This window comes from Pantoea sp. EA-12 (genome assembly GCF_030053355.1).
GTDB lineage: Bacteria > Pseudomonadota > Gammaproteobacteria > Enterobacterales > Enterobacteriaceae > Pantoea > Pantoea vagans_C.
Window position 1 is genome coordinate 128,216 of the sequence record NZ_JASGBY010000013.1, and the last position, 24,669, is coordinate 152,884.

General features: G+C 55.2%; 20 protein-coding genes. 6 read left to right on the forward strand and 14 right to left on the reverse strand.

Going from position 1 to position 24,669, the window contains the following annotated elements; all coding sequences use genetic code 11:
* Positions 1-16 precede the first annotated feature (16 nt).
* From gsiD to QMZ30_RS18945, 5 genes are all read right to left on the reverse strand, one after another.
* Positions 17-922, reverse strand: a complete 906-nt coding sequence (gsiD, locus tag QMZ30_RS18925; protein WP_283228573.1) for a glutathione ABC transporter permease GsiD — start codon at positions 920-922, stop codon at positions 17-19.
* A 10-nt stretch (positions 923-932) separates the two neighbouring features.
* A complete protein-coding gene (gene gsiC, locus QMZ30_RS18930; protein ID WP_283228574.1) occupies positions 933-1,853 on the reverse strand; it encodes a glutathione ABC transporter permease GsiC in 921 nt (306 codons plus the stop codon).
* Between the two features lie 49 nt (positions 1,854-1,902).
* Positions 1,903-3,438, reverse strand: a complete 1,536-nt coding sequence (gsiB, locus tag QMZ30_RS18935; RefSeq protein ID WP_283228575.1) for a glutathione ABC transporter substrate-binding protein GsiB — start codon at positions 3,436-3,438, stop codon at positions 1,903-1,905.
* A gap of 64 nt (positions 3,439-3,502) precedes the next feature.
* Complete coding sequence (gene gsiA / locus QMZ30_RS18940; protein ID WP_283228576.1) at positions 3,503-5,359, reverse strand: glutathione ABC transporter ATP-binding protein GsiA; 1,857 nt, start codon at positions 5,357-5,359, stop codon at positions 3,503-3,505.
* 9 nt (positions 5,360-5,368) lie between these two features.
* Positions 5,369-6,334 (reverse strand): isoaspartyl peptidase/L-asparaginase family protein, encoded by a 966-nt coding sequence (locus QMZ30_RS18945; protein WP_283228577.1) that lies wholly within the window; start codon positions 6,332-6,334, stop codon positions 5,369-5,371.
* A gap of 227 nt (positions 6,335-6,561) precedes the next feature.
* On the opposite strand from QMZ30_RS18945, the gene moeA reads away from it, so the two are divergent.
* Together moeA and moeB are read left to right on the forward strand one after the other, a co-directional pair.
* Positions 6,562-7,797 carry a molybdopterin molybdotransferase MoeA gene (gene moeA / locus QMZ30_RS18950; RefSeq protein ID WP_283228578.1) on the forward strand — a complete coding sequence of 412 codons (1,236 nt, stop codon included), beginning with the start codon at positions 6,562-6,564 and terminating at the stop codon, positions 7,795-7,797.
* A complete protein-coding gene (gene moeB, locus QMZ30_RS18955) occupies positions 7,797-8,552 on the forward strand; it encodes a molybdopterin-synthase adenylyltransferase MoeB (RefSeq protein WP_283228579.1) in 756 nt (251 codons plus the stop codon). Before moeA ends, moeB begins: the two co-directional genes overlap by 1 nt.
* A gap of 48 nt (positions 8,553-8,600) precedes the next feature.
* On the opposite strand, the gene QMZ30_RS18960 is transcribed toward moeB, so the two are convergent.
* Positions 8,601-9,515 carry a LysR substrate-binding domain-containing protein gene (locus tag QMZ30_RS18960; RefSeq protein ID WP_283228580.1) on the reverse strand — a complete coding sequence of 305 codons (915 nt, stop codon included), beginning with the start codon at positions 9,513-9,515 and terminating at the stop codon, positions 8,601-8,603.
* A 222-nt stretch (positions 9,516-9,737) separates the two neighbouring features.
* Here QMZ30_RS18960 and QMZ30_RS18965 point away from each other — a divergent pair, with 222 nt between their 5' ends.
* Genes QMZ30_RS18965 through QMZ30_RS18980 form a run of 4 tightly spaced genes read left to right on the forward strand, consistent with a single transcriptional unit; the run spans position 9,738 to position 14,114 of the window.
* Positions 9,738-11,102, forward strand: a complete 1,365-nt coding sequence (locus QMZ30_RS18965; protein WP_283228581.1) for an MFS transporter — start codon at positions 9,738-9,740, stop codon at positions 11,100-11,102.
* Between the two features lie 12 nt (positions 11,103-11,114).
* Positions 11,115-11,615 carry a formaldehyde-activating enzyme gene (gene fae, locus QMZ30_RS18970; protein ID WP_283228594.1) on the forward strand — a complete coding sequence of 167 codons (501 nt, stop codon included), beginning with the start codon at positions 11,115-11,117 and terminating at the stop codon, positions 11,613-11,615.
* Positions 11,616-11,628: 13 nt separating this feature from the next.
* Entirely contained in the window at positions 11,629-12,678 is a 1,050-nt protein-coding gene (locus tag QMZ30_RS18975; RefSeq protein ID WP_283228582.1) for an aldo/keto reductase, read from the forward strand.
* Positions 12,675-14,114, forward strand: a complete 1,440-nt coding sequence (locus QMZ30_RS18980) for an NAD-dependent succinate-semialdehyde dehydrogenase (RefSeq protein ID WP_283228583.1) — start codon at positions 12,675-12,677, stop codon at positions 14,112-14,114. The genes QMZ30_RS18975 and QMZ30_RS18980 overlap by 4 nt, the downstream gene beginning before the upstream one ends.
* A gap of 74 nt (positions 14,115-14,188) precedes the next feature.
* Here the strand turns inward: QMZ30_RS18980 and QMZ30_RS18985 are convergent, their stop codons facing one another.
* The 8 genes from QMZ30_RS18985 to mntR all read right to left on the reverse strand — a co-directional run bounded on the left by QMZ30_RS18985 (position 14,189) and on the right by mntR (position 24,624).
* Positions 14,189-15,781 (reverse strand): ABC-F family ATPase, encoded by a 1,593-nt coding sequence (locus QMZ30_RS18985; RefSeq protein WP_039336411.1) that lies wholly within the window; start codon positions 15,779-15,781, stop codon positions 14,189-14,191.
* 293 nt (positions 15,782-16,074) lie between these two features.
* A complete protein-coding gene (locus tag QMZ30_RS18990; RefSeq protein ID WP_034820857.1) occupies positions 16,075-16,476 on the reverse strand; it encodes an H-NS family histone-like protein in 402 nt (133 codons plus the stop codon).
* 430 nt (positions 16,477-16,906) lie between these two features.
* Entirely contained in the window at positions 16,907-18,388 is a 1,482-nt protein-coding gene (locus QMZ30_RS18995) for a sugar porter family MFS transporter (protein ID WP_283228584.1), read from the reverse strand.
* A 244-nt stretch (positions 18,389-18,632) separates the two neighbouring features.
* Positions 18,633-20,150, reverse strand: a complete 1,518-nt coding sequence (locus QMZ30_RS19000) for an efflux transporter outer membrane subunit (RefSeq protein WP_283228585.1) — start codon at positions 20,148-20,150, stop codon at positions 18,633-18,635.
* A 1-nt stretch (position 20,151) separates the two neighbouring features.
* Positions 20,152-21,720 (reverse strand): DHA2 family efflux MFS transporter permease subunit, encoded by a 1,569-nt coding sequence (locus QMZ30_RS19005; protein ID WP_039336416.1) that lies wholly within the window; start codon positions 21,718-21,720, stop codon positions 20,152-20,154.
* On the reverse strand, positions 21,717-22,847 hold the full coding sequence (locus QMZ30_RS19010) for an HlyD family secretion protein (RefSeq protein WP_283228586.1): 1,131 nt from the start codon (positions 22,845-22,847) through the stop codon (positions 21,717-21,719). Before QMZ30_RS19010 ends, QMZ30_RS19005 begins: the two co-directional genes overlap by 4 nt.
* A 187-nt stretch (positions 22,848-23,034) precedes the next feature.
* Positions 23,035-24,144 carry an SLC13 family permease gene (locus QMZ30_RS19015; protein WP_058972294.1) on the reverse strand — a complete coding sequence of 370 codons (1,110 nt, stop codon included), beginning with the start codon at positions 24,142-24,144 and terminating at the stop codon, positions 23,035-23,037.
* A 21-nt stretch (positions 24,145-24,165) separates the two neighbouring features.
* On the reverse strand, positions 24,166-24,624 hold the full coding sequence (gene mntR, locus QMZ30_RS19020; RefSeq protein WP_039336423.1) for a manganese-binding transcriptional regulator MntR: 459 nt from the start codon (positions 24,622-24,624) through the stop codon (positions 24,166-24,168).
* Between the last annotated feature and the right edge of the window lie 45 nt (positions 24,625-24,669).

The window sequence follows — 24,669 nt, forward strand, 5'->3', positions numbered from 1 at the left end:
CGCACACGCCCAAAATTTACGTCTTCAGCTTGGGGTCCAGCGCATCGCGCAATCCATCCCCCAGCAGATTAAACGCCAGCACGGTTAAGAAAATCGCCAGACTCGGGAATATGGCCACATGCGGGGCAATCACCATATCGGCGCGCGCCTCGTTGAGCATCGCCCCCCACTCCGGGGTCGGTGGCTGAGCACCCAGCCCAAGAAACGACAAGCTCGCTGCGGTGATAATGGACGTGCCAATGCGCATGGTGAAATAGACCACAATGGAGGACACCGTACCGGGCAAGATGTGACGCATAATAATGGTCCAGTCGGATGCGCCAATGCTGCGAGCTGATTCAATAAAGGTCTGGTGTTTCAGCACCAGGGTATTGCCGCGCACCAGACGGGCAAACGCCGGAATACTGAATATCGCCACCGCCACAATCACGTTGCTCATGCCGCTGCCCATAATGGCCACCACCGCAATGGCTAGCAGGATGCCAGGAAAAGCGAACAGCACATCACAGATTCGCATGGTTATGCGGTCCCACCAGCCTTCGTAGTAGCCCGCCAGCAGGCCCAGTACCGTCCCTATCAATGCCCCGATCGCCACCGAGAAGAAACCGGCGATCAATGAAATACGCGTCCCGACCAGCACACGACTAAAAATGTCGCGCCCTAACGAATCCACGCCAAACCAGTGCATGAGCGACGGGCCTTCATTGAGCCGGTCGTAATCAAAATAGTTTTCTGCATCAAAAGGGGCGATCCATGGCGCAATAAACGCCACCACAATTAACAGCAGCACAAATAAGCCCGCGATCATCGCCACATGTTGCTGGCGAAAGCGACGCCAAAATTCGCGCCACGGCGTACGTACCCGGGTTTCCGTCATCATCGGCATGGTCTTCAATGCCGCTGCGCGTCGCCAGTTCTTCAATTGCGACTCCTTACCTGTAACGAATGGCCGGGTTGATTGCCGCGTACAACATATCGACAATCAGATTGATCAGAATAAATTCCAGTGAGAACAGCAGTACCTCGGCCTGAATCACCGGGTAATCGCGCATCTCTACGGAATCGACCAGCAACCGGCCCAAACCAGGCCAGTTGAACACCACTTCCACCACAATCGAGCCACCGAGCAGGAAACCAAACTGCAGGCCCATCATGGTCACCACTGGGATCATCGCGTTGCGCAGACCATGTTTGACCACCACCAATGATTCACGCACCCCTTTCGCGCGGGCGGTGCGCATATAGTCTTCCTGCATCACCTCAACAAAGGAGGCGCGCGTAAAGCGTGCCATGACCGCAGCCACCGCGGCGCCTAAGGTAATTGAGGGCAAAATGTAGTGTTTCCAGCTATCTGCGCCCACAGTCGGCAACCAGCCCAGTTCAACCGAGAACACCTGCATCAGCAGCATGCCAAGCGCAAAGGCCGGGAAGGAGATGCCGGACACCGCCAGCGTCATGCCGAGGCGATCGGGCCAGCGATTGCGCCACACTGCCGAGACAATGCCAATGGTCATGCCAAAAATCACCGCCCACACCATACTGGTGAGCGTCAGCCACAGCGTAGGGAAAAAGCGTGCGGCAATCTCTGCCGAGACCGGGCGTTTCGATACCATTGACTGGCCGAAATCCCCCTGCACCGCATTGAGAATAAAGTGCCAGAACTGCTGGATCAGCGGCTGATCGAGCCCCAGTTCCTGACGCACCAGTGCCACCACCGAAGCATCCGCTTCCGGGCCCGCAATCAGGCGCGCCGGATCGCCCGGCAGCAGGTGGACAAACAGAAACACCAGCACCGCCACAATCAGCAGCGTGGGGATAAGCCCCAGTAATCGTTTGAGAAAATAGTTGAGCATGCGAAGTCCTGCGCAGCATCGGCCAGCCCCGCAAGGCTGGCCGCGTCTGTTACTTCAGATCCGCCTCATCAAAATTGAATGAGGTGTCGGGCATAACGTAAAAACCGGTGAGGTTTTTATTGTTAGCAGAGAGCAGCTGCTCCACCACCAGCGGGATCCACGGATGGTCATTCCAGATGCGATCCTGTGCGTCTTTATACAGGCTCGCTTTCTGCGCACGGTCGGTGGTTTTCAGCGCATCGCTGAGGTCTTTATCCACCTGCGGATTGCTGTAGAACGCCGTGTTAAAGATGGCTGGTGGCCATGACGTGGTGGCAAACAGCGGCGTCAGCGCCCAGTCAGCTTCGCCGGTTGATGCAGACCAGCCGGTGTAGAACATGCGCACACCGCTCTCTTTCTGCCCTTTGCTCTCGACTTCCGCCGCGCGCTGTCCCGCATCCATCGCCGTGACTTTCACTTTCACGCCAACCTGCGCCAGTTGCTGCTGCGTAAACTGCAACACTTTCTGCGCGGTGCTGTGGTTATGTGAAGACCAGAGCGTGGTTTCAAAGCCGTTCGGGAAGCCCGCTTCCTTCAGCAGCTCGCGCGCTTTTGCCGGATCGTATTTGATTGCCGGGTATGTCTGCGCAAAGTCGATGGCTGGCGGCACAATGCCAGTGGCTGGCGTGGCATAACCCGCAAACGCCACTTTCACCAGCGCTTCACGGTTAATCGCGTACTCTAACGCTTCACGCACTTTCGGGTTATCGAAAGGCTTTTGCGTCACGTTGAGGCTAATATAGCGCTGCATAATCGACGGCGTGGTCACCACATCAAGTTTGCTATTACCTTGCAGCAACTTGGCCTGCTCAAAGGGCACCGGGAAAGCGAAAGTCGCTTCGCCCGTTTGCAACATCGCGGCACGGGTGTTGTTATCCACGACAGGACGGAAGGTGATGCTGTCCAGCTTCGGATAGCCCTTCTTCCAGTAACCCTCCCACTTCTTCACTTTCACGAAGTCGGTCTGATTCCAGGTCACGAACTCATACGGGCCGGTTCCCACCGGATGGAAGCCGATGTCTTTGCCATATTTCTTCAACGCGGTCGGGGAAATCATCACTGCTGCCGGGTGCGCCAGGTTGTTGATGAAGGCCGAGAACGGCTGCTTCAGCGTGATCTTCACCGTGGTCGGATCGACCGCTTCGGTGCTGGCGACATACTTAAACAGGTTGTAACGCTTTAGATGATTATCCGGATTGCTGGCGCGGTCGATGTTGGCTTTAACCGCTTCCGCGTTGAAATCCGTACCGTCCTGGAATTTCACCCCTGAACGCAGTTTGATGGTGTAGGTCAGGCCATCGCTGCTGGCTTGATAGCTCTCCGCTAAAACGTTTTGCAGCTTCATGTCTTTATCGAAGCCGAACAAGCCTTGATAGAAGGCTTTCGCGACAGATTGCGACAGCGTGTCGTTCGCGTCGTACGGATCCATCGTGGTAAAGGTCGACGCCACAGCAATCACCGCGTCCTTCGCTGCCCACGCGGGCATCGCCAGCGCTGAACTCAACAAACCGGCGGTGATAACCCCTTTTCGCATAATGTGGTGCATTGTTATCGTTCTCCTGTAGTCCCTGTCTTGCGCGACATCGACCGATGACGCGGTTGCTTGCTGCTCAGGCGCCGCTAATGGCGTGTCGGGCGACAAAGTGCCCCGGTGCCACTTCCAGTAAAGGCGCCACTTCTGGCTCGTCACCCAATGGGCGAATCGGGCTGGGGATCTCATCCACCATCAGTGCCCGCTCACGGTGTCGATGCGCTGGATCGGCGACCGGCACCGCAGCCATCAGTTTCTTAGTGTAAGGATGGCGCGGCTGCTCAAACACCGCCTGACGCGGCCCCATCTCCACAATCTGTCCGAGATACATCACTGCCACACGATGGCTGATGCGTTCGACCACCGCCATATCGTGTGAAATAAACAGAAAGGCAATGCCAAATTCGCGCTGTAAATCGAGCATCAAATTGATAATTTGCGCCTGGATAGAGACATCCAGTGCCGAGACGGACTCATCGGCAATCACCACTTTCGGATTCAGCGCTAGAGCACGGGCAATACAGATACGCTGTCGCTGGCCACCGGAAAATTCGTGTGGATAGCGCTGGGCATGTTCAGGCAACAACCCGACGCGTTCAAGCAGCCAGGCAACGCGTTTTTCCGCCTGGCGTCGATCCATGGTGTTATGCACCAGCAGCGGTTCCATGATGGAAAACCCGACGGTGAGACGTGGATCGAGCGACGCGTAAGGGTCCTGGAAGATAAATTGAATATCACGACGCAGCGAGGCCAACGCGTGGCCCTGAAGTGCATCAATACGCTGACCGTTGAAGGTGATCGTGCCGCCCTGACTGGCGACCAGACGCAGCAACGAGCGGCCCGTGGTGGATTTTCCGCAGCCAGACTCTCCCACTAGCGCCAGTGTCTCTCCGGCATACAGATCAAAACTCACCTTCTCGACGGCGTGTACACGGCGTTTCACGCGGTTGAACAAACCGCTACGAATATCAAAGCGCGTGACTAAATCGCGCACCTGCAAAATCGGTGGCTCATCGCCGCGCACCGTATCTTGCGGTGTTGCAGGTTCTTCACGACCATTGGTGTGCAACAGCGGGAATTTGGCCGGAAGTGGCTGACCGCTCATCGCGCCGAGTTTCGGTACTGCCGCCAGCAGCGCTCGCGTGTAGGGCTGCTGAGGCGCATCGAACAACTGCTGTACTGGCGCACGTTCCACCACGTCACCGCGATACATCACCTGCACGCGGTCGGCCATTTCTGCCACCACGCCCATGTCGTGAGTGATAAAAATCACCCCCATCTGCATCTCTTTTTGCAGCACGCGGATCAATTGCAGAATTTGCGCCTGAATGGTGACATCCAGCGCGGTGGTGGGTTCATCGGCGATGAGCAGTGCAGGTTTGCACGACAGCGCCATGGCAATCATTACGCGTTGTCGCATGCCGCCCGAAAGCTGATGCGGATAACGCGACAACACGTTGTGGGCTTCGGGAATACGTACCAGATCCAGCATGCGGCGCGCTTCCGCCTGCGCCTGCTGATGACTTTTTCCCTGGTGCAGACGAATCGACTCCGCAATCTGCTCACCCACGGTGAAAACCGGGTTGAGTGAGGTCATCGGCTCCTGGAAAATCATCGCCATGTCGGCACCGCGCACTTTACGCATTTGGCCTCCGGTGGCGCGCATCACGTCCAACACCTCACCGTTGCGACGCCGCAAATGGATTTCACCGCTGACGTCGCCGCCCGCCTGCTGAATCAGGCGCATCAGTGCCAGCGAGGTGACCGATTTACCGGAACCGGATTCACCGACCAGCGCCAGGGTTTCACCACGGTGCAAATCAAGCGACAGATTACGCACCGCTTCGGTGATGCGGCCTTCATGTTGAAAACGGACGTTAAGGTCACGCACCGCCAGAACTTGCTCAGGTGCCATCTGCTGCTGATGTTCTGTCATGCCTGCTCCTTAGCTGTCGCGGTAAATCGCTACCTCAACTTCGCCGCCGACATAAGCGAATCCGCGATACATTCCTTCGCTGTTAAACGGCAGCGCCACATTGCCGTGGCTGTCAACGGCGATCAGTCCGCCGCTGCCGTCCAGTTCCTGAATTTTGTCGTGAATCACGTTGGCGGTGGCTTGCTGCAATGAACGTCCCGCATATTCCATCTGCGCAGAGACGTCATACGCTGCCAGGGTGCGAATAAACACTTCACCGGTGCCGGTGCAGGATACCGCGACGGTTTCATTATTAGCGTAGCAGCCTGCGCCCACCAGCGGTGAGTCACCCACGCGCCCCACTTGTTTATTGGTCATGCCTCCGGTCGAGGTGGCAGCCGCCAGATTACCCTGAAGATCGAGGGCCACTGCGCCCACCGTGCCGAATTTGCGATCGGGATCGAGAGGATCATCGCTGTGGCTTTGCGCCTCACCATCGTGATCGAGCACCATCTGCTGGCTGCTCAGCGCACGCTGTAACTGTTCCCAGCGCTCGGGGGTAGAGAAGAAATCAGGCTCAACCTGTTCCAGGCCTTGTTCAACGGCGAAGGCTTCTGCACCCGCGCCAATAAACAGCACGTGTGGGCTGTTTTCCAGCACCTTACGTGCCGCCAGTATCGGGTTTCGAATGTGGTTCACGCCCGCCACGGCCCCGACGTCGAGGGTACGGCCATCCATAATGCTGGCATCGAGTTCATGCGTGCCCTGATGGGTAAATACCGCACCTTTGCCTGCGTTGAACAGCGGGCACTCTTCCAGCAAACGCACCGCTTCGGTGACGGCATCCAGCGCGCTGCCGCCCGTGGCGAGGATATGCTGACCCGCGGTAACGATTGCGTTTAACTGCTGACGATAATGCTGCTCTTTTTCGGCGCTCATTGCGGCACGTGTAATCGCGCCTGCCCCGCCGTGAATTGCGATAACTGCTTTAGCCATAACCGGTACCCTGTCAAGAAATCAGAAGCAAAAATACTGATTTAGAATGGTTTTCATCTTTTTTTGGCAATTTTCGACTATAGAAAGGCACTTCCAGCTTGTAAAGCAGAAAGTGTATCAGCGGTCATAACCTTTTAATGTGGATTATGCTTTTTTGTCGCATGTGACTCTGCGGGCAAATGCCACCATAATAGGCAGCATCTGAATTTTACTTGGCAGAGATGGATATGGAACCTTTCACCGCAGGATTAATCTCCCTCGAAGACGCGCAGCAAAAGATGCTGCAACAGCTTACCCCGATCAGTGATTGCCTGAGCGTCTCGCTGTTTGAAGCCGCGGGACGCATCACCGCCAAGCCAGTAAGTTCGCCGCTGGATGTGCCGCCTTTTGATAACTCAGCAATGGACGGCTATGCCGTGCGCCTGAGTGACTTGCAGTCAAACGGCGTCTTACCGGTCGCCGGCAAAGCCTTTGCTGGCGCACCTTTCCATGGCGAATGGCCTGCTGGCAGCGTGGTTCGCATTATGACAGGCGCCCCGGTGCCTACGGGCTGCGATGCCGTGGTGATGCAGGAACAAACCGAGCAGCGTGATGGCGGCATTGTCATCACCGCAGACGTTAATCAGGGACAAAACATCCGCCGTATCGGCGAAGATATCCAGGCAGGCAAACAGGTGTTGGATGCGGGTGTGCGCTTGGGTGCCGCCGAACTGCCACTGCTGGCTTCGCTGGGCATTGCGGAAGTGAGCGTGCTGCGCAAGCTGCGCGTGGCGATCTTCTCCACCGGCGATGAACTCCAGGCCGTGGGTCAGCCACTGGCTGAAGGGCAAATCTACGACACCAACCGCTTTACCGTATCGCTGATGCTGAAAAAACTCGGCTGCGAAGTGATCGACCTCGGGGTGATTGCCGATGACCACGACGCGTTGCGTCACGCGTTCAGTGAAGCCGATCGCCAGGCCGATGTGGTGATCAGTACCGGTGGCGTGTCCGTTGGCGAAGCTGATTTTACCAAAGCGATGCTGGAAGAGTTGGGTGCCATCACCTTCTGGAAACTCGCCATTAAGCCGGGCAAACCTTTCGCCTTTGGTCGTCTGGCGAATAGCTGGTTCTGCGGCTTACCGGGTAATCCGGTCTCTGCGGCGGTGACGTTCTATCAGTTAGTGCAACCTTTATTGGCCACCCTGACCGGCCAGACCACGCGCATTATGCCACTGCGTCAACGCGCACGTGCCACGCAGCGGCTGAAGAAATCGCCTGGCCGTCTCGATTTTCAGCGCGGTATTCTCAGCCGTGGCGAAGATGGCGTGCTGGAAGTGCGCAGCACCGGCGCGCAGGGGTCACACGTCTTCAGCTCCTTCGCCCTGGCAAACTGTTTCATCGTGCTGGAACGCGACAGTGGTGATCTGGAGGCCGGTGAATGGGTGGAGGTTGAAGCCTTTAACTCCCTGCTGGAGGGCTGATGAGCATTGCGCTGAGCGATGAAGAAATGCTGCGCTACAACCGTCAAATTGTACTGCGCGGCTTTGATTTTGAGGGCCAGGAGAAGCTGAAGGCTTCACGTGTGCTGGTGGTCGGCTTAGGCGGACTGGGCTGTGCAGCCGCGCCCTATCTTGCTTCGGCGGGTGTTGGACATCTCACTTTGCTCGATTTCGATACCGTCAGCTTGAGCAACCTACAGCGCCAGATTCTGCACAGCGATGCCACCGTGGGCCAACCAAAAGTGGCGTCTGCGCGTCATCAACTGGCAGCCATTAACCCGCATTGCCAGCTGGAAGCGATCAATGCACAACTGGATGATGACTCGCTTAGTGCGTTGATAGCCCGCCATGATGCGGTGCTGGATTGCACCGATAACGTCATTACGCGTGAGCAGATCAACCGCGGGTGCTTCCAGCACAAAGTTCCACTGATCTCCGGTGCGGCGATCCGCATGGAAGGACAGCTCAGCGTATTCACCTGGCAGCCCGATGAACCCTGCTATCGCTGTATCAGCCGTTTGTTTGGCGATCAGACTTTGAGCTGCGTGGAAGCGGGGGTGATGGCGCCGCTGGTCGGCGTGGTGGGCGCAATGCAAGCGCTGGAAGCCATTAAAGTGTTAACGGCATGGGGCCAACCGGCCACGGCAAAATTGCTGATGTACGATGCGATGAGTGCCGATTTTCGCAGTCTGAAGGTGGCGCGGGATGTGCATTGCGAGGTGTGTGGTCACGTTTGAGCCAAGTAACTCGCTCTCTTTGATGCCACACACTTTGACTCCCTTTAATCAAAGAACGCTGGCTGCAGGCGTTGCGGCGTTGAAACGCTGCATCTCTGCCAACAGCCAATCCCGAAATACCGCCACGCGCGGCAACATCTGTTTGCCGAAGGGAACTTCCAGCCAGTAGCCATTCGCGCTGGAAAGCAGCTGCGGTGACACCTGCACTAAGACGCCGCTGCTCAGTTCATTACGCACCATCGCGCGATCCAACACGGCATAGCCTGCACCGGTAACACAAGCATTGATCACCTGGTCCTGGGTGCTAAACGCCAGCCCATTATCTTCTGGCGGCCGTGCCTCACCACAGGCTTGATACCAGCGTGACCAGTTATCCAGGCGGCTATCGCCATTCAGCACGTGCAGTTGCGGCATCAGGCAGACATCGGGCCATTGACCATCCAGCATCAGCAACGGGCTGGCCACCAGCACCAGCGTTTCATGGCACAGCCATTCCCCCTCTGCACCTGCCATTTGCGCATCCTGCTGCGATCCAAAGCGAATCGCGCAATCGAAGTCGCTGTATTTCTGCCGCGCTTCGCTGATCAACATGATTTGCAACTGGCGATGCTGTTGGCGTAGCGAGACCAAACGCGGCGCTAACCAGCGCGTGGCAAACGTGGGGGCGGCCTGCAAACGCAAATGTTGGCGAGGATTGTGCTGTTGCACGCTGCGCACCCCCTCTTCCAGCAGATCGAGGGACTGACGCACCACCGGCAACAGCTGGATCGCCTCCGGCGTGAGCATCAATCCACTGTGGCTGCGCACGAACAGGTCTTTGCCGAGGAAGGTCTCAAGCTGGCGCATTTGGCGACTGGCAGCGCTTTGCGTCATGAACAACGCATCAGCGGCTTTACTGAAGCTCAGCGTGCGGCAGGTCTCTTCGAACAGCCGTAACATATTGAGTGAAGGCAACTTTCTCATACTGCCTCCGGCAGTCATGGCGGTAAAATATCGCGCCAATCTAACCACAGGCCAAGCGGCAACGGAGAACGTAATCCAAATTTTATGAGTGCAATCACAGGAAATTGCGGAATAGGGGTATGACTTTTTCGCACTGGCCTGCCCCCGCTTCCAATGTCACAGTAATTTCTCATCCAGATAACAATAAAATAACAACCATCTCTCCCCGAAGGAGGAAGGAACATGACGCAAACGACTCTGATGGATGATGTACCCTTAAATCGCTTTCACCTCAAAATCACCGGGCTGACGTTTGGTGCCCATCTCACCGATGGCTACATTCTGGGTTCGGTCGGCTTCGCCCTGACGCAAATGACGCCGCAAATGGCGCTGACACCCTTCTGGCAAGGGATGATTGGCAGCTCAGCACTAATAGGCCTGTTCCTCGGCAGCCTGATACTAGGCTGGATTGCCGACAGCGTGGGACGCCAAAAGATCTTCTGTTTTAGCTTTATCCTGATCACCCTTGCTTCTGGCATGCAGTTTTTCGTGCAATCCCCTGAACAGCTTTTCCTGCTGCGTGTACTGATTGGCTTCGGTCTGGGCGGGGATTTCTCGGTCGGGCACACCATCCTCGCGGAGTTTGCACCGCGCAAACATCGTGGCGTACTGCTCGGCGCCTTCAGCGTACTCTGGACCGTCGGTTACGTCGCGGCCAGCTTTGCCGGCCATCTGGCCTTGCAGGCCCATGTGGATGGTTGGCGCTGGCTGTTGGCTTCCTCCGCGTTACCTGCCCTGGCGATTCTGCTGCTGCGTATCGGCACCCCGGAATCACCGCGCTGGCTGATGCGCCGTGGTCGCAAGGATGAAGCGATGGCGATAGTTCACCGTCTGTTTGGAACGCATGTCACCCTGCAAGAAGAGAAACAGCAAACCCAGGACGGCAGCCTGAGTGCCTTGTTCCGTCCGCGCTACCGTCGCCGCACCGCCTTCAACTGCCTGTTCTTTGTCTGTCTGGTGATCCCCTACTTCGCCATCTACACCTTCTTGCCCGCCATTCTGCGCGAGATGGGGTTAGATCAAGGCTTTGCCACCGACCTGCTGTTGAGCGGCCTGCTATTAGTAGGTGCGGTGCTCGGTATCGTCCTGACGGCAGTCTGCTCACGTCGAGGCTTCCTGATTGGCTCCTTTATCTTCCTCGCCGCCTGCTTAGTGCTGTTGAGTGTGCTGCACAGCAGCGCGGGCATCTGGCTGATTCTGCTGTTCGCCGCTTTCACGCTGGTGATGTCGGCAGTGAGCAATCTGGTGGGCGTGTTCCCGGCAGAAAGCTTCCCGACTGATGTGCGCTCGCGTGGTGTCGGTTTTGCCACCTCAATGAGCCGCCTGGGCTCGGCGGTTGGCACACTGCTGCTGCCCCTCGCCATCGTGAATTACGGTATCGCCGGCACCATGGGTCTGCTGTCCGCCATTCTGGTGCTTGGCGCACTGGTTTCCATTGCCTGGGCACCGGAAACCAAAGGTTTAACGCTGACCGATGCATCGCAGGATTCCCCTGCCACCGATGCACCGCTCAGCCCTAACGCTTCAACTTCAACGCAACATCTGTAACTGGAGGCAATGATGGAAATGTATATCGGTGAAGGCTTTGCAGGCGATGGCGTCAACGCATCGCACATCAATATCATGATTGGACCGCGCAACGGCGTAGTCGGACAGGCATTCTCGACCAGCCTGGCCACACCGTCACAGGGCCACTGCCCGTTCATGGTGGTGATCAAACCGAATGTACCGGCCAAACCGATGACACTGTATGTCAACAAAGCGGCGATCGGCAGCGAGTTGCATGGCAATGCGACTTGGGGCGCATCGCAGGCCGCGATTGCCAAAGCGGTGACCGAAGCCCAGTTGCAGGGCACGCTGCCACCCCAAGCCGAAGATGAGTGGTGCATTGTCACCGCCAACTGGGTCAATCCTGGTTGTACCGATCTTGATGAAGTGTTCGCCAATAACTATCGCGCCTGCAAAGTGGCCATTGAAGCGGCGATGGAGAAGCTGCCGGGCCGCCAGCAGTTGATCAACGCCCTGCCTGAGTTGGGCAATCCGTTCTATTCCCCGAAGTAACAGGAGTTGCAGCATGGAATACATCAAACTGGGCCACAGCGGTTTGCAGGTGTCGCGTCTTTGCCTTGGCACCATGAATATGGGCAGCAAGAGCTGGAAGCCATGGATCTTCGACGAGGCACAAAGTGAGCCGATTATTCGCCACGCGCTGGAAAACGGCATTAACTTTATCGATCTGGCTGATTTCTACTCCAGCGGGGCCGGTGAACAGGTGGTGGGCCGCGTCATCAAGCGCATTGCTCAACGCGATGAACTGGTGCTGACCACCAAAGTTGGCTATCCACTCGGTGGCGGTCAAAACAATCAGGGCCATTCACGCAAACATATCCTCGACAGCATCGATGGCAGCCTGCGCCGCCTCGGCACCGATTACGTCGATATCTACATGCTGCACTACTTCGACGTCAATACGCCGATTGAAGAGACATGGGAAGCGATGAACAGCATCGTGCGCAGCGGCAAAGCGCGTTACGTTGGCGTCTCGACCATGTACTGCTGGCAGTTGGCGAAGATTCTGTGGTGCTGTGAGCGCAACGGATTTGTGAAACCCATCAACATGCAACTGCAACTGAACTGCGCCTATCGCGAGGAAGAGCGTGAAATGCTGCCGTTCTGTCGCGATCAAGGATTGGGCGTTTCGGTGTTCAGCCCATTGGCGCGTGGCTTGTTGAGTGGTGATGCTCAATCGATCCGCAATCAAACCGACTTCTTCACACGTGAAATGTACGCTGACGAAACTTCGCTACAGATTGCCGAATCCGTAGGTCGTGTCGCGGCGGCGCGGGGCTTGTCGAGTGCGCAAATTGCGCAAGCCTGGGTGCTGTCCCATCCGGGCGTCGATTCGATGCTGGTGGGCGCGGATAGCGTGGCACAGTTAGACAGCGCCATCGCGGCGCTAGATACGCCGCTGGATAGTGAAGAGCGCTTCGAACTGGAGCGTAATTACACGCCGTGCGATCTGATTAACGATTACACCGCAGGTAAGCGTATTGCCCGCCATAGCCGCCCGGCACGCACAGTTTTTGCTGACTCAGATCTTCAACCTGAAAGGAATATCGCATGACATCTTCACTGCTGCGTAGCGGCTGGTATTGCAATGGACAATGGCTGGAGAGTGAGCGCACCTATGATGTGACCAATCCGGCTGACAACACGCTGGTGGCACGTGTTGCCAATGTTGGCGCTGCGGAAACCACACGCGCTATTGAGGCAGCCGCCGCCGCCCTACCCGCCTGGCGTGCCTTAACGGGCAAAGCGCGGGCGGTCATTTTGCAGCGCTGGTATCAATTGATCCTCGAAAATCAGGAAGCACTGGCGCAGTTGGTGGTGCAGGAGCAAGGTAAGGTGCTGGCGGAAGCGCGCGGTGAAGTGCTCTACGCCGCCAGCTTTATCGAGTGGTTTGCCGAGGAAGGGAAACGTGCCAACGGCAAAACCATCCCCTCAACCAAAGCCGGTAATCTGATTCTGACGCTGAAACAGCCAGTCGGCGTCATCGCCGCCATCACACCGTGGAATTTCCCGCTGGCGATGCTGACGCGCAAACTGGGTCCCGCGCTGGCTGCTGGCTGCACCGCGGTGGTGAAGCCGGCCAACGAAACGCCGCTTTCGGCCTTTGCCCTATTGGTACTGGCCGAGCAAGCCGGTGTGCCCGCTGGCGTACTGAATGCGGTCAGCGGTGAAACCGTCGAAATCGGCCACACGCTGACTCATCACGATACCGTGCGTAAGATTTCGTTCACTGGCTCAACGGCAGTCGGGCAGTTGCTGATGCGTGATGCGGCCAGCTCGGTGAAAAAACTGTCACTGGAGTTAGGGGGCAATGCGCCCTTTATCGTGTTTGACGATGCAGATATTGACGCCGCGGTGGAGAGCGCCATGGCAGCCAAGTTCCGTAACAGCGGCCAGACCTGTATCTGCGTGAACCGTTTTTACGTGCAGGACGCCGTGTACGATCAGTTCGTGTCGAAGCTGGCAGAGGCGGCGAATGCCCTGAAAGTAGCGCCGGGTTTAACGCCTGGTGCACAGCAGGGCCCGCTGATCCACCTGCGTGCCATGCAGAAAGTTGAGGCCCATGTGCAGGACGCGATACAGCAGGGTGCCCGTCTGGTTTGTGGGGGTGAGCGTCACGCTTTGGGGGGCAGTTTCTTCCAACCCACGGTGTTGGCAGAAGCCAATGAGCAGATGCGTCTGGCACACGAAGAGACTTTCGGACCCGTCGCGGCCTGTTTCCGTTTCAGTACGGAACAGGAAGTGATTGAGCGTGCCAATAACACACCGTATGGCCTGGCGGCCTACCTCTTCACACGCGATCTGGCCCGTGCGCTGCGCGTCACGCCACAACTGGAGAGCGGCATGGTGGGTGTCAATGAAGGGATTATCTCTACCGAGGTGGCACCTTTTGGCGGCGTGAAAGCCTCAGGCTTAGGGCGCGAAGGGGCGGATATCGGGCTGGAGGAGTATCTGGAAACCCAGTATGTAAATATTGGGCAGATTGGCTAATGTCATTCTATTGTAGGGGCGCGCCTTGGCACGCCTGAGGCGGCCTAAAGGCCGCCCCTACCACCCCGTGAGGCTTAAACGATACCCTGACTACGCAGATAATCTTCGTAGTTGCCGGTAAAATCGACCACTCGATCGCCTTTCATCTCCATCACGCGGGTGGCCAGCGAGCTGACAAACTCACGGTCATGCGAAACGAAAATCAGCGTGCCTTCGTACATCTCCAACGCCATGTTCAGGGATTCAATCGATTCCATATCCAGGTGGTTGGTCGGTTCATCCATGATCAGGATGTTTGGCTTCTGCATCATCAGCTTGCCAAACAGCATGCGGCCTTTCTCACCACCGGACAGCACCTTGGCGGGCTTCTTGATTTCATCATGGCCGAACAGCAGACGCCCTAAAATACTGCGTACCGCTTGTTCGTCATCACCTTCCTGTTTCCACTGACTCATCCAGTCAAATACGCTCAGGTCATCGGCGAAATCTTCGGCATGATCCTGGGCGTAATAACCAATAGACGCATTCTCAGACCATTTAACCGTGCCGCTATCCGGTGTCAATTCACCCACCAGCGTTTTCAGTAAAGTGGTTTTACCGATACCGTTGGCACCCAGAATCGCCACTTTCTCGCCCACTTCAACCATCAGATTAAGTTTGTTGAACAGTGGGCCGTTATCAAACCCTTTGGTCAGTGCTTCTACTTCCAGCGCATTACGGAACAGCTTCTTATCCTGGTCAAAACGGATATACGGGTTCTGACGGCTGGAGGCTTTTACTTCATCCAGTTTGATTTTATCAATCTGCTTAGCACGTGAGGTCGCCTGACGTGATTTAGAGGCGTTAGCACTAAAACGGCTGACAAACGATTGCAGATCGGCAATTTGCGCTTTCTTCTTCGCATTGTCTGCTAATAAACGCTCGCGCGACTGGGTCGCCGCGGTCATATATTCGTCATAATTACCCGGATACACGCGCAGCTCGCCATAATCCAGGTCCGCCATATGCGTACACACCATATTCAGGAAGTGACGGTCATGCGAAATGATGATCATGGTACTGTTACGTTCGTTCAGTACCTGCTCCAGCCAGCGAATGGTATCAATATCCAGGTTGTTCGTTGGTTCATCGAGTAACAGAATATCTGGGTTTGCAAATAATGCCTGCGCCAATAGCACACGCAATTTCCAGCCCGGCGCAATCTCGCTCATCGGGCCGTAATGCTGCTCCACCGGAATGCCAACGCCCAGTAATAATTCACCCGCACGCGACTCGGCACTGTAACCGTCCATTTCGCCGTACTCGACTTCCAGGTCAGCAACTTTATAGCCTTCCTCTTCACTCATTTCTGGCAAAGCATATATACGATCACGCTCTTGCTTAACCGCCCATAATTCTGAGTGACCCATAATCACAGTATCCAGCACACTATATTGCTCAAATGCAAACTGGTCCTGACGCAACTTACCGATGCGTTCATTGGGATCAAGGGAAACATTTCCGTTGGTTGGAACCAGGTCTCCGCCCAGTATTTTCATAAAGGTCGATTTACCGCTGCCGTTCGCACCGATTAAACCGTAACGATTACCGCCGCCAAATTTAACGGAGATATTCTCAAACAGCGGCTTACTGCCGAACTGCATAGTGATATTGCTGGAAACTAACACGGCATTGACCTTTGTTACGCAGTGGAGGAAAAAACAGCGGGCATTATGCCAGAAACGGACACAGGGACGCCACCTTTGCGCCTGCAGCTATACCCATCATACTTCGAACCGCAGCTGCGTTGGCTGCACGTGCTCACCCTGCGGGCCAGCGCAAGTGCTGTTCAATAGCGCCGTAAAGCACTTTTGTGCTGCAACTCGAATTATTATGGGTATAAAGGCGCAGTTGCCTATACAGAAATAAAAAAGCCGGAGGCGATGTCGCCTCCGGCTCCCACTGACAAGGAATGTGCAGATTATTTGATCAGGAAGCTGTCCAGGCTTTTACCTGAGTCCAGTGCTTTTTTAATCGCAGCTGGGGTACGACCTTGGCCAGTCCATGATTTCTCTTCACCGTTTTCGTCGGTGTAAGAATATTTGGCTGGACGCGGTGCACGCTTAGCGCGTTTTTTACCGGTTTCCAAAGCACCGAGTAATTCGTTTGGATCAATACCGTCAGCCAGCAGCATTTCGCGGTATTTAGACAGTTTCTCTTCTTTTTCGCGGTTCTGTGCTTCTTCAGCATGAACTTCGTCACGACGCTCGGTCACAACGACAGTTAATTTTTCCAGAATCTCTTCCAGATCGGTCAATGGCAGTTCACGTGCTTGTGCACGTAATGTGCGAATGTTGTTCAGAACTTTAAATGCGTCACTCATCACAATGTCCTTGCTTAGGGGGGTAAATAAACTGTAGTGGCAAGATTACCCAATTCAAATAAAAAAATAAATTAATTTATGCGAACGGATAATTCCGAACAGATTAACATATTCACTCACCCCAACCTTAAACCCAACATGCGGCTTTAATTAACGGTGAATTAACAACGTGCATTTTGTGCCACCCACTGGAACAGGTACCGATTCCAGTCCTTATTCCCGGCTGATAAACAAGCATTTAGCCACTATTGCAGGCAGCAGCGAAAGTGAGCACAAAGGTAAAAAAAGATTAATGGTGTAAGCGAAAATCTATTTTCACAGGTGATTATTATATTAGTGGCAGTGAGAGGAGAATCTCATTTTTCCGATCGCATGACGATAAAAAGCCGGTGCATGCACCGGCCAGGAGGATAAAACCTGCAGTCTCAGGTTATAAGGTTTTCTTCACGGCAGGTGTCAAATGCGGTTGAGGTTCTTCCTTTGATAGCCAGTCGTGCAAATAATGTTCGATCTGTTCCAGCGAACGATTGCGCGTTTCAGGTACACAGCGAATGACAAAAATGGCTCCCCCTATCCCTATCAGCGCAAAAATAAAGAATGCCCCTGATAAACCGACTGAAGCCAGCAGTATGGGGAACATCAGCGAGATAACGAAATTCGCTATCCACATCGCAAACACCGCACCGCCCATAAATATACCGCGCAAGCGAGTCGGAAAAATTTCAGACAGCAGCAGCCAGGTAACGGGCGACAGCGCCCCTTGCTGAAAACTTAAAAACATCAACATGCCAAGCAAGACCATATAACTGCGCAGCACGTCCGGTTGACCCTGTACCGTTTCCGGCATCAAATAACTGACGGTGCCAATAAACACCAGACAGGCGGTGCAACCAAACTGACCCAACATGGTCATGGTGCGGCGACCGATACGCCCCAGCAACCAGATGCCAACGAATGTCATTAATACCGAAATGACACCGTTGGCAATGGTAGCAATTAATGCCGCGTTATCGCTCATGCCCACCGCCTTTAACATCGTGGGCGCATAATACATGATGGTATTCACACCGGTTAATTGTTGAATCACGGCGATACCCACACCAATTAAAAACAATTTCATCAGCCAGGGTTTGCGTAATTCACGCAAGCGCGGACGGGCATCCTGCTGTTCTTCGGCTAACGTCTCTTCAATTTCCGTCAGCTCCCACTCCACATCTTGTTTAGCACGGGTACGCTCCAATACCTGCCGAGCCTCGGCCAGGCGACCTTTCATCGCATACCAGCGCGGCGAGTCAGGCATAAACAGCATACCAAACCACAGCAGCACCGCCGGCACCGTTGCTACCGCCAGCATCCAGCGCCAGGTGGTGTCTCCACCCCAAACTGCATTGAATCCGGCATTGGAGATGTACGCCAACATCTGACCGGAAACGATCATTAACTCCTGCATGGTGACCAGTTGCCCACGCTTATTCGCGGGCGCCATCTCCGCGATATACACCGGCACCGTGGCCGACGCGCCACCCACTGCCACACCCAATACCAGGCGGAAGAAAATCATCCATTCAACGTTAGGGGCTAACGCGGTACCTATTGCGCCCATCGCAAAGATGATCGCCAGTACCAGAATAATTTTTCTCCGCCCGGCAGCGGCAGCAAAGTGACCCGAAGCCAGCGCACCAAAGGCGGCACCAAACAGTAAGCTGCTCGTCACCAGCCCGGTGGTAAAGGGTGTCAGATGCAAATCGTCACCCATAAACAGCAGTGCGCCGGAAATCACGCCCGTGTCGTAGCCGAACAGCAAGCCACCGAGGGTGGCAATCATTGCTATCACCTTCACAAAGGGTTCAGTGCGCGTACTGCTGTTCGGCCCTGATGCCTTATTGGGGGTGAGATAGGTTTCCCGGGACATAACCAACTCCTTAACCTGTGAGAGAAGGTTTAAAAATAGATTATTTCATCCAACAGGAATAATTATGAAATTTAAATTTTGCGCGACAGGTCATAAACACGCGAGATACTTGCGATAAGGATCACAAAAGTAGCCATCAGGAGTGGAAATTAGCGGAGATATGATCGGGTTGAATTTTACACAATCGATGAAAGGAAAATTTTTGTTCCGAATTGAACCGGGCGGCAACTCGCCGCCCATGTCGTTACGGAACGGTGGTGGCAGGACCGAACACCGAATATTCCGGCAGATTGACCTTCTGATAAGGTTCCCAGCCGCCGCCCAACGCTTTATACAGTGCAACTAAATCAAGCGCACTTTGCATCCGGGCTTGGGTTGACTGCGCCTGCGCCTGCGCCAACTGGCGCTGGGCATCCAGCACATCCAGGAAGGTCGAAATACCCTGCTTGTAACTATCACTGGCGAGGTCAAAGGCATGCTGCAGCGCCCCGGTGGTTTCATCCAGCGCCGTGACCTGTTGCTGATCGGCACGATAGCTCACCAGTGCGTTTTCCACATCCTGCAACGCAGTGAGCACCGTCTGGCGATAATCCAGCGCCGCGCTCGCCTGCTGTGCCCGTGCCAGTTTGACACTGGAGACCAGGCGACCGCCCTGGAAGATAGGGATCGAGAGTGAAGGACCAATGCTGTAGAAATGACTGCTCCAGTCATCAAGATAGCTGGCGTCAGTGTTGCGCACGCCAAGTTGACCGGTAAGTGACAGGCTGGGGAACAGATCCGCCACCGATACACCAATATTGGCTGTCTGCGCATGCAGATTGGCTTCCGCCTGGCGAATATCTGGTCTGCGCCGTGCCAGCGTTGATGGAATACCCACTGCCACCATCTTCGGCAATGCAGGCAGCGCTTTGCGGTTCATTAACTCGTTATCCAGCGTGCCGGGCATTTTACCCAACAGCACTGCTAAGCCGTTCATTGCCTGCCGCTCTTGCGACTGATACTGGGGCAGTTGCGCATTCAGTGAAGCTAACTGCGCGCGCGCATTTTCCACGTCGGTCAGCGGCGCTAAACCGTTGCGTTGCTGGCTTTGTGTCAGCTCCCAGGTTTGCTGCGCGACGTCAATCTGCTGCTGCAAGGTGTCGAGCACGGCCTGTGCACCGCGCAATTGCAGATACGCGCGCGCCACTTCCGCTTCCAGTGACACCAAAGCATCATTGCGTTGTTCAATCGCCACCTGCTGCTGGGCATCTGCCGCTTCCATCTGACGGCGGACTTTACCCCACAAATCCAGCTCCCAACTGGCGTCAAAGCTGCCCTGATAAAGCGTAATGGAGTGATCCAGACCGTTCAGCTGATTAGCCACATCACTATCAACCTGATCGTACACCCCGTTGGACTTCAACAGGCCTTTCAACCCCAGTTGCTGACGCGTCACTTTGGCCGAGCCATTCACTGAAGGGAAAAGCCCACCGCGAGCCTGCGCCAGCTGTTCGCGTGCTCCGGCAATGCGCAGCACTGATTGCTGCAAGGTCAAATTGCCGGCAATGGCACGTTCAATCAGGCTATCCAGCTGGGGATCGTTAAAGTTTTTCCACCACAGTGGTTGAGTCGCTGCCGACAGCGGCCTGGACGCTTCCTGTGAAGGCAAGTCACGATAGCTGCCCGGCGTCTGCGCATGGGGAGGCTGATAATCAGGCCCCACGGCACAGCCCGCCAGCATTAATGTCAGCGCCATAAGGCTCAAGCGCGGAGAGATGATCATTCTAGTGTGCTCCTGCACTGCCTTCGCTCTTAATCGGCGAAAGCAACCAACAAAATGGAATCAACAGCAGAGCCACGATACTCAGGCCCATAAAGACATCGATGTAAGCCAAAATACGCGCCTGGGCAATCATCTCTTTATACAGTTGCCCCGTGGCCAGCGTCAGCGGATCGCCCACCGCCGTAGTGAAATCGCGGATCGCTTGCGCCCAATGCTGCAAGGTAAGATTGAACGGCTCATTAAGTGGGGTCATGTTATGGATCATGCTGGCCGAGCGCGCCTGCATTCGCTCGGTGATCCCCGCCGTGGCAAGCGAAATACCAATCGATCCCGCCACGTTACGGAACATGGTAAACAGCGCCGCCGCATCCGCATTTAACCGCTGCGGCACGGTGATAAAGGCGATGGTGGTTAACGGCACAAACAAGAAACCGAGCCCGATGGACTGCGCACTGCGCATCATCACCAGCGTGGTGAAGTCCACGTTCGGTGTCAGCGTGGTGGAATAGAAGAAGGCACTGGCGAGGCAGGTGAAACCAAATGCGATGATGTAACGCGTTTGCACAATCGGCATCAGCTTCAGCACCAGCGGAATCGTAAGCACGATCAATACCGCACCAGGAGAGAGCACCAGACCGGACCAGGTGGCGGTATAGCCCAGATCCTGCTGCGCTAGCTGAGGCAACACCACTGAACTGCCGTAGAGGATCATCGCCATTCCGGCCATCAGCAAACCCGCGACCCAGAAGTTACGGTCCTTCATCACCGTGATATCCACCACCGGTTTGCGTGCATACAGCAGCCAGTAAACCGCACCCACAATACCAATCACCGCGAGCATGGCGAACAGACGAATAAAGTGCGAGGCGAACCAATCGGCATCCTCCCCACGATCGAGGAACACCTGCAAACAGCCGAGGCCCAGCGTGATTAAACTAATGCCGATGTAGTCGATTTTCAGGCGACCTTTTTCCCATTTACGCTCCCATGGCGGATCTTCCAGCAGCTGATAAATCGCCAGCACCGTCAAAATCCCCACCGGGATGTTAATGAAGAACACCCAACGCCAGCTGTAGTTATCAGTGATCCAGCCGCCCAGCGTAGGGCCGATCACCGGCGCGACGATGATTGCAATGGAAGAGAGGCCAAACGCTTTCCCGCGATCTTCCGCCTTAAAGTAGTCCAGCAACACTGACTGTTGAACGGGCTGCAAACCTCCGCCGAAAAAGCCCTGTAACACTCGGAACAGAATGATCTGCCAGAGCTCGGTGGCGATACCGCACAGGAACGAGCAGATGGTGAACATCACAATACAAATCAGGAAAAACGTTTTGCGGCCAAACAGACGGGTAAAGAAGGCAGAGATGGGCAGCACGATACCGTTGGCGACCAAATAGGAAGTGAGCACCCACGTGGATTCGTCGTAGCTGGAAGAGAGCGAACCAGCAATATGTGGCAGCGCAACGTTAACGATGGTGGTGTCAAGGATCTCCATAAACACCGCCAGCGTCACCGTAATCGCGACCAGCCACGGATTGCTGGCCGGACGCCAGCTTTCGCTCGCACTCATTCTACCGTGACCTTGGGCTCAACCGACAGGCCAAGCGGCAACGGATGATTAGGGTCCAACCCTTTATCAATCACGATTTTCACCGGCACGCGCTGCACAATTTTCACGTAGTTACCGGTGGCATTTTCCGCGGGGAAGGTCGAGAAGCGCGATCCCGAGCCCATCTGAATACTGTCCACGTGCCCTTCCAGCTTCATATCTGGCCAGGCATCAATGCTGATATCCACTTTGTCACCCGGGTTCATGCGCGCCAGCTGGGACTCTTTGAAGTTGGCATTGATCCAGATATCCGGAGACACCAGAGAGAACAGCGCGGTGCCTGCCTGCACCAGGGTGCCGACCTGCACATTACGTTTGGTGACGAAGCCATCGTAAGGCGCGCGTACTTCGGTATAAGAGAGGTTGAGCACAGCGGTATTGAGCTGCGCCTGCGCCTGCTCAACCTGCTGCTGACGAGCCTCCACGTTGGTTTCCTGCTGGCGAATTTGCAGCTGAACCTGAGAAGCGACCTCCACTTGTGCTTTAGCACTCTGTAATTGTGCTTCAGCAGAACGCAGTTGAGCGGCGGCGGTATCAATATTGCGCTGTGAAGTGGCGCGCGGATCCACGCCACGCTGACGACGATAATCCGCCTGAGCATTCAGTAAATTAGCCTGCGCTTTGGCTTGATCGGCTAACGCCTGATCGCGCTGAGCCGGGTATTGCACCCGAGAGAGCGCCAGCTGCGCCTGTGCTTGATGGAGTTGCGCCTTGGCCAGCCCCAACTGAGCTTGTGCCTGATCGCGCTGGGCAGCATTATCGCGAGGATCAATTTCTACCAGCAAATCGCCCTTTTTCACCCGCTGATTATCGTTCACCAGCAGTTTGACCACAAAACCGGCCGCTTTAGGCGCGATGGTAACCGCATCACCTTCGGTGAAAGCATCATCGGTGGTTTCAATGTTGCGGGTGGAGAACCAGAACCACAATCCCACCAGCAGCATGATGACCACCACAATGGCGAGAATAATCAGTGGCTTTTTGCCGGGGCGTTTTCGTTGCGGTTCGTTGTTGTCTTGATTACTGTCTGAAGCGTGCTGCGCATCCTGCTGCTCGCAAGCGGGCGGCTGATTTTGATTATCACTCATAGGTTATCATCGCTGGCTGTGATCCCGATCCACGGGCAAAAACGGTCAACTTAACCTTAGATCGAAAATTGACAAATTCCAGTACAACTTTACAGAAGCCAACAAAACACGCATTAATTGCCACTCACTGCGATAACGCGCTGAAAAATCAACGCGTCAGCCCGGTTAGCAGCACAAAAATGTCGGTTTAATTCAGCCACTGGAGCAATAGCCAGCCCCACAGCATTGACCACGCCAGCATCGGTAAAGAAAACAGATGGAAACGCCACCAGACGCGCGCATCCTGTGCCATACGCAGCGCGATGAGATTGGCCAACGAACCCGGCAACAGACCGAAACCACCAATGTTTACCGCCCAGGCGAACACATCGGATGGCGGCACTTTCTGTAACAGCAAAATGGTCGCCGGAACGTTACTGATCACCTGCGACAGGCCAATCGCCAGCAGATATAACCCGCCCTCTCCCAACTGACTGATAGCAGCGAAATGCGGTTGCAGTAAAGGCAGATGCATCAATAAAAAGACATCGATAAACATCGCCACAAACACCAGTAGCAGGCTCCAGTCAATACTGGCTAAGACCTTACGCGCCATCACTAAAAAGCAGGCGGCGACCAGCAGCAACGCCCAGCCCGTCATTTTCAATTCCAGTGCCACGATAAACACCACGTAGAGCAACACGCTGACGAAAAACAGCGGCTTCTGCCACTGATGCGCGGCGCTTTGTGCATGCTTTTCAATAAGCCGGGCAGGGAAACTCCACCAGGTGAGCGCCATTAAGGTGATCATTAAAAACGCAGCCAGCGGAGCCATTTGCAGCATGAACCCCGACACACTCAAAGTGCCGTGACTCCACAGCAAAATATTCTGCGGATTGCCGACTGGCGTCAGCAGCGATCCCGCATTCACCGCGAGCGCCTCAAAAATAATCAGGCGGGAAATCGGTAAGCGTGAAAATTTACGCAGCGTCAATGTCAGCGGCACCAAAATAAACAGTGCGACATCATTGGTCAGAAAGGTGGAGAGTAACGCGGCCGCACACACCATAAACAGCGCCAGCGTGCGCTCATGCTGAAAACGCTGAATCAGGCGTGCACCAAGCACATCAAAGTAGCCGCTGTTCTCCAGCCCTTTGGTTAGCATTAATAAACCGGTGAGCGTCATGATGGTGTGCCAGTCAACAGCGGCTGGCAGTTGCGGCCAGCGAAAATCGGCCAGCGGCAACAGCACCACACCCAACAGCAACAACAAATGCAAAATACGATCACGCATTAAGGAACGAAGCACGATGGGCATGATGGCGAAAAGCCTTGTAGGTTAGCGACTCTCGTAAAACTGCTTGAAAACGGCCAGGGTTTCATCACTGACGTGATGCTCAAGACCTTCAGAATCTCGGCGGGCGGTTTCCGGGCTGACACCCAGAGCCAACAGAAAGGTTTCAACAATATGGTGGCGAACGCGGCTCGCTTCGGCCAGCTTCTCGCCTTCCGCAGTAAGAAATACACCGCGATACGGCACCTGTTCAACCAAACCGGTGGTGCCCAGACGCTTCAGCATTTTGGCTACCGTAGGTTGAGAAACGCCTAAGCGCGCAGCCATATCCACCTGACGGGCTTCACCAAATTCACGAATCAAATCAGAGATTAACTCGACGTAGTCATCAATAAGTTCACGTCGATGCGCTTCGCGCACCTGGCGAAATCCCTCGACATGCTCCTCGATATCTTTAAGCGGCCCCTGGGGCGTATTGTTAGCGCTCTTTGCACGACGACTCATTCAGCTTCCTCTTTATTATCTGCCGCACTTTAACTGCGGTGCGGG

What these genes read in the sequence shown, in the direction of transcription:
- gsiC (WP_283228574.1), bottom strand. Translation starts at nt 1,853, where the DNA reads ATGCTCAACTATTTTCTCAAACGATTACTGGGGCTTATCCCCACGCTG.
- gsiB (WP_283228575.1), bottom strand. Translation starts at nt 3,438, where the DNA reads ATGCACCACATTATGCGAAAAGGGGTTATCACCGCCGGTTTGTTGAGT.
- gsiA (WP_283228576.1), bottom strand. Translation starts at nt 5,359, where the DNA reads ATGACAGAACATCAGCAGCAGATGGCACCTGAGCAAGTTCTGGCGGTG.
- QMZ30_RS18945 (WP_283228577.1), bottom strand. Translation starts at nt 6,334, where the DNA reads ATGGCTAAAGCAGTTATCGCAATTCACGGCGGGGCAGGCGCGATTACA.
- moeA (WP_283228578.1), top strand. Translation starts at nt 6,562, where the DNA reads ATGGAACCTTTCACCGCAGGATTAATCTCCCTCGAAGACGCGCAGCAA.
- moeB (WP_283228579.1), top strand. Translation starts at nt 7,797, where the DNA reads ATGAGCATTGCGCTGAGCGATGAAGAAATGCTGCGCTACAACCGTCAA.
- QMZ30_RS18960 (WP_283228580.1), bottom strand. Translation starts at nt 9,515, where the DNA reads ATGAGAAAGTTGCCTTCACTCAATATGTTACGGCTGTTCGAAGAGACC.
- QMZ30_RS18965 (WP_283228581.1), top strand. Translation starts at nt 9,738, where the DNA reads ATGACGCAAACGACTCTGATGGATGATGTACCCTTAAATCGCTTTCAC.
- fae (WP_283228594.1), top strand. Translation starts at nt 11,115, where the DNA reads ATGGAAATGTATATCGGTGAAGGCTTTGCAGGCGATGGCGTCAACGCA.
- QMZ30_RS18975 (WP_283228582.1), top strand. Translation starts at nt 11,629, where the DNA reads ATGGAATACATCAAACTGGGCCACAGCGGTTTGCAGGTGTCGCGTCTT.
- QMZ30_RS18980 (WP_283228583.1), top strand. Translation starts at nt 12,675, where the DNA reads ATGACATCTTCACTGCTGCGTAGCGGCTGGTATTGCAATGGACAATGG.
- QMZ30_RS18990 (WP_034820857.1), bottom strand. Translation starts at nt 16,476, where the DNA reads ATGAGTGACGCATTTAAAGTTCTGAACAACATTCGCACATTACGTGCA.
- QMZ30_RS18995 (WP_283228584.1), bottom strand. Translation starts at nt 18,388, where the DNA reads ATGTCCCGGGAAACCTATCTCACCCCCAATAAGGCATCAGGGCCGAAC.
- QMZ30_RS19000 (WP_283228585.1), bottom strand. Translation starts at nt 20,150, where the DNA reads ATGATCATCTCTCCGCGCTTGAGCCTTATGGCGCTGACATTAATGCTG.
- QMZ30_RS19005 (WP_039336416.1), bottom strand. Translation starts at nt 21,720, where the DNA reads ATGAGTGCGAGCGAAAGCTGGCGTCCGGCCAGCAATCCGTGGCTGGTC.
- QMZ30_RS19010 (WP_283228586.1), bottom strand. Translation starts at nt 22,847, where the DNA reads ATGAGTGATAATCAAAATCAGCCGCCCGCTTGCGAGCAGCAGGATGCG.
- QMZ30_RS19015 (WP_058972294.1), bottom strand. Translation starts at nt 24,144, where the DNA reads ATGCCCATCGTGCTTCGTTCCTTAATGCGTGATCGTATTTTGCATTTG.
- mntR (WP_039336423.1), bottom strand. Translation starts at nt 24,624, where the DNA reads ATGAGTCGTCGTGCAAAGAGCGCTAACAATACGCCCCAGGGGCCGCTT.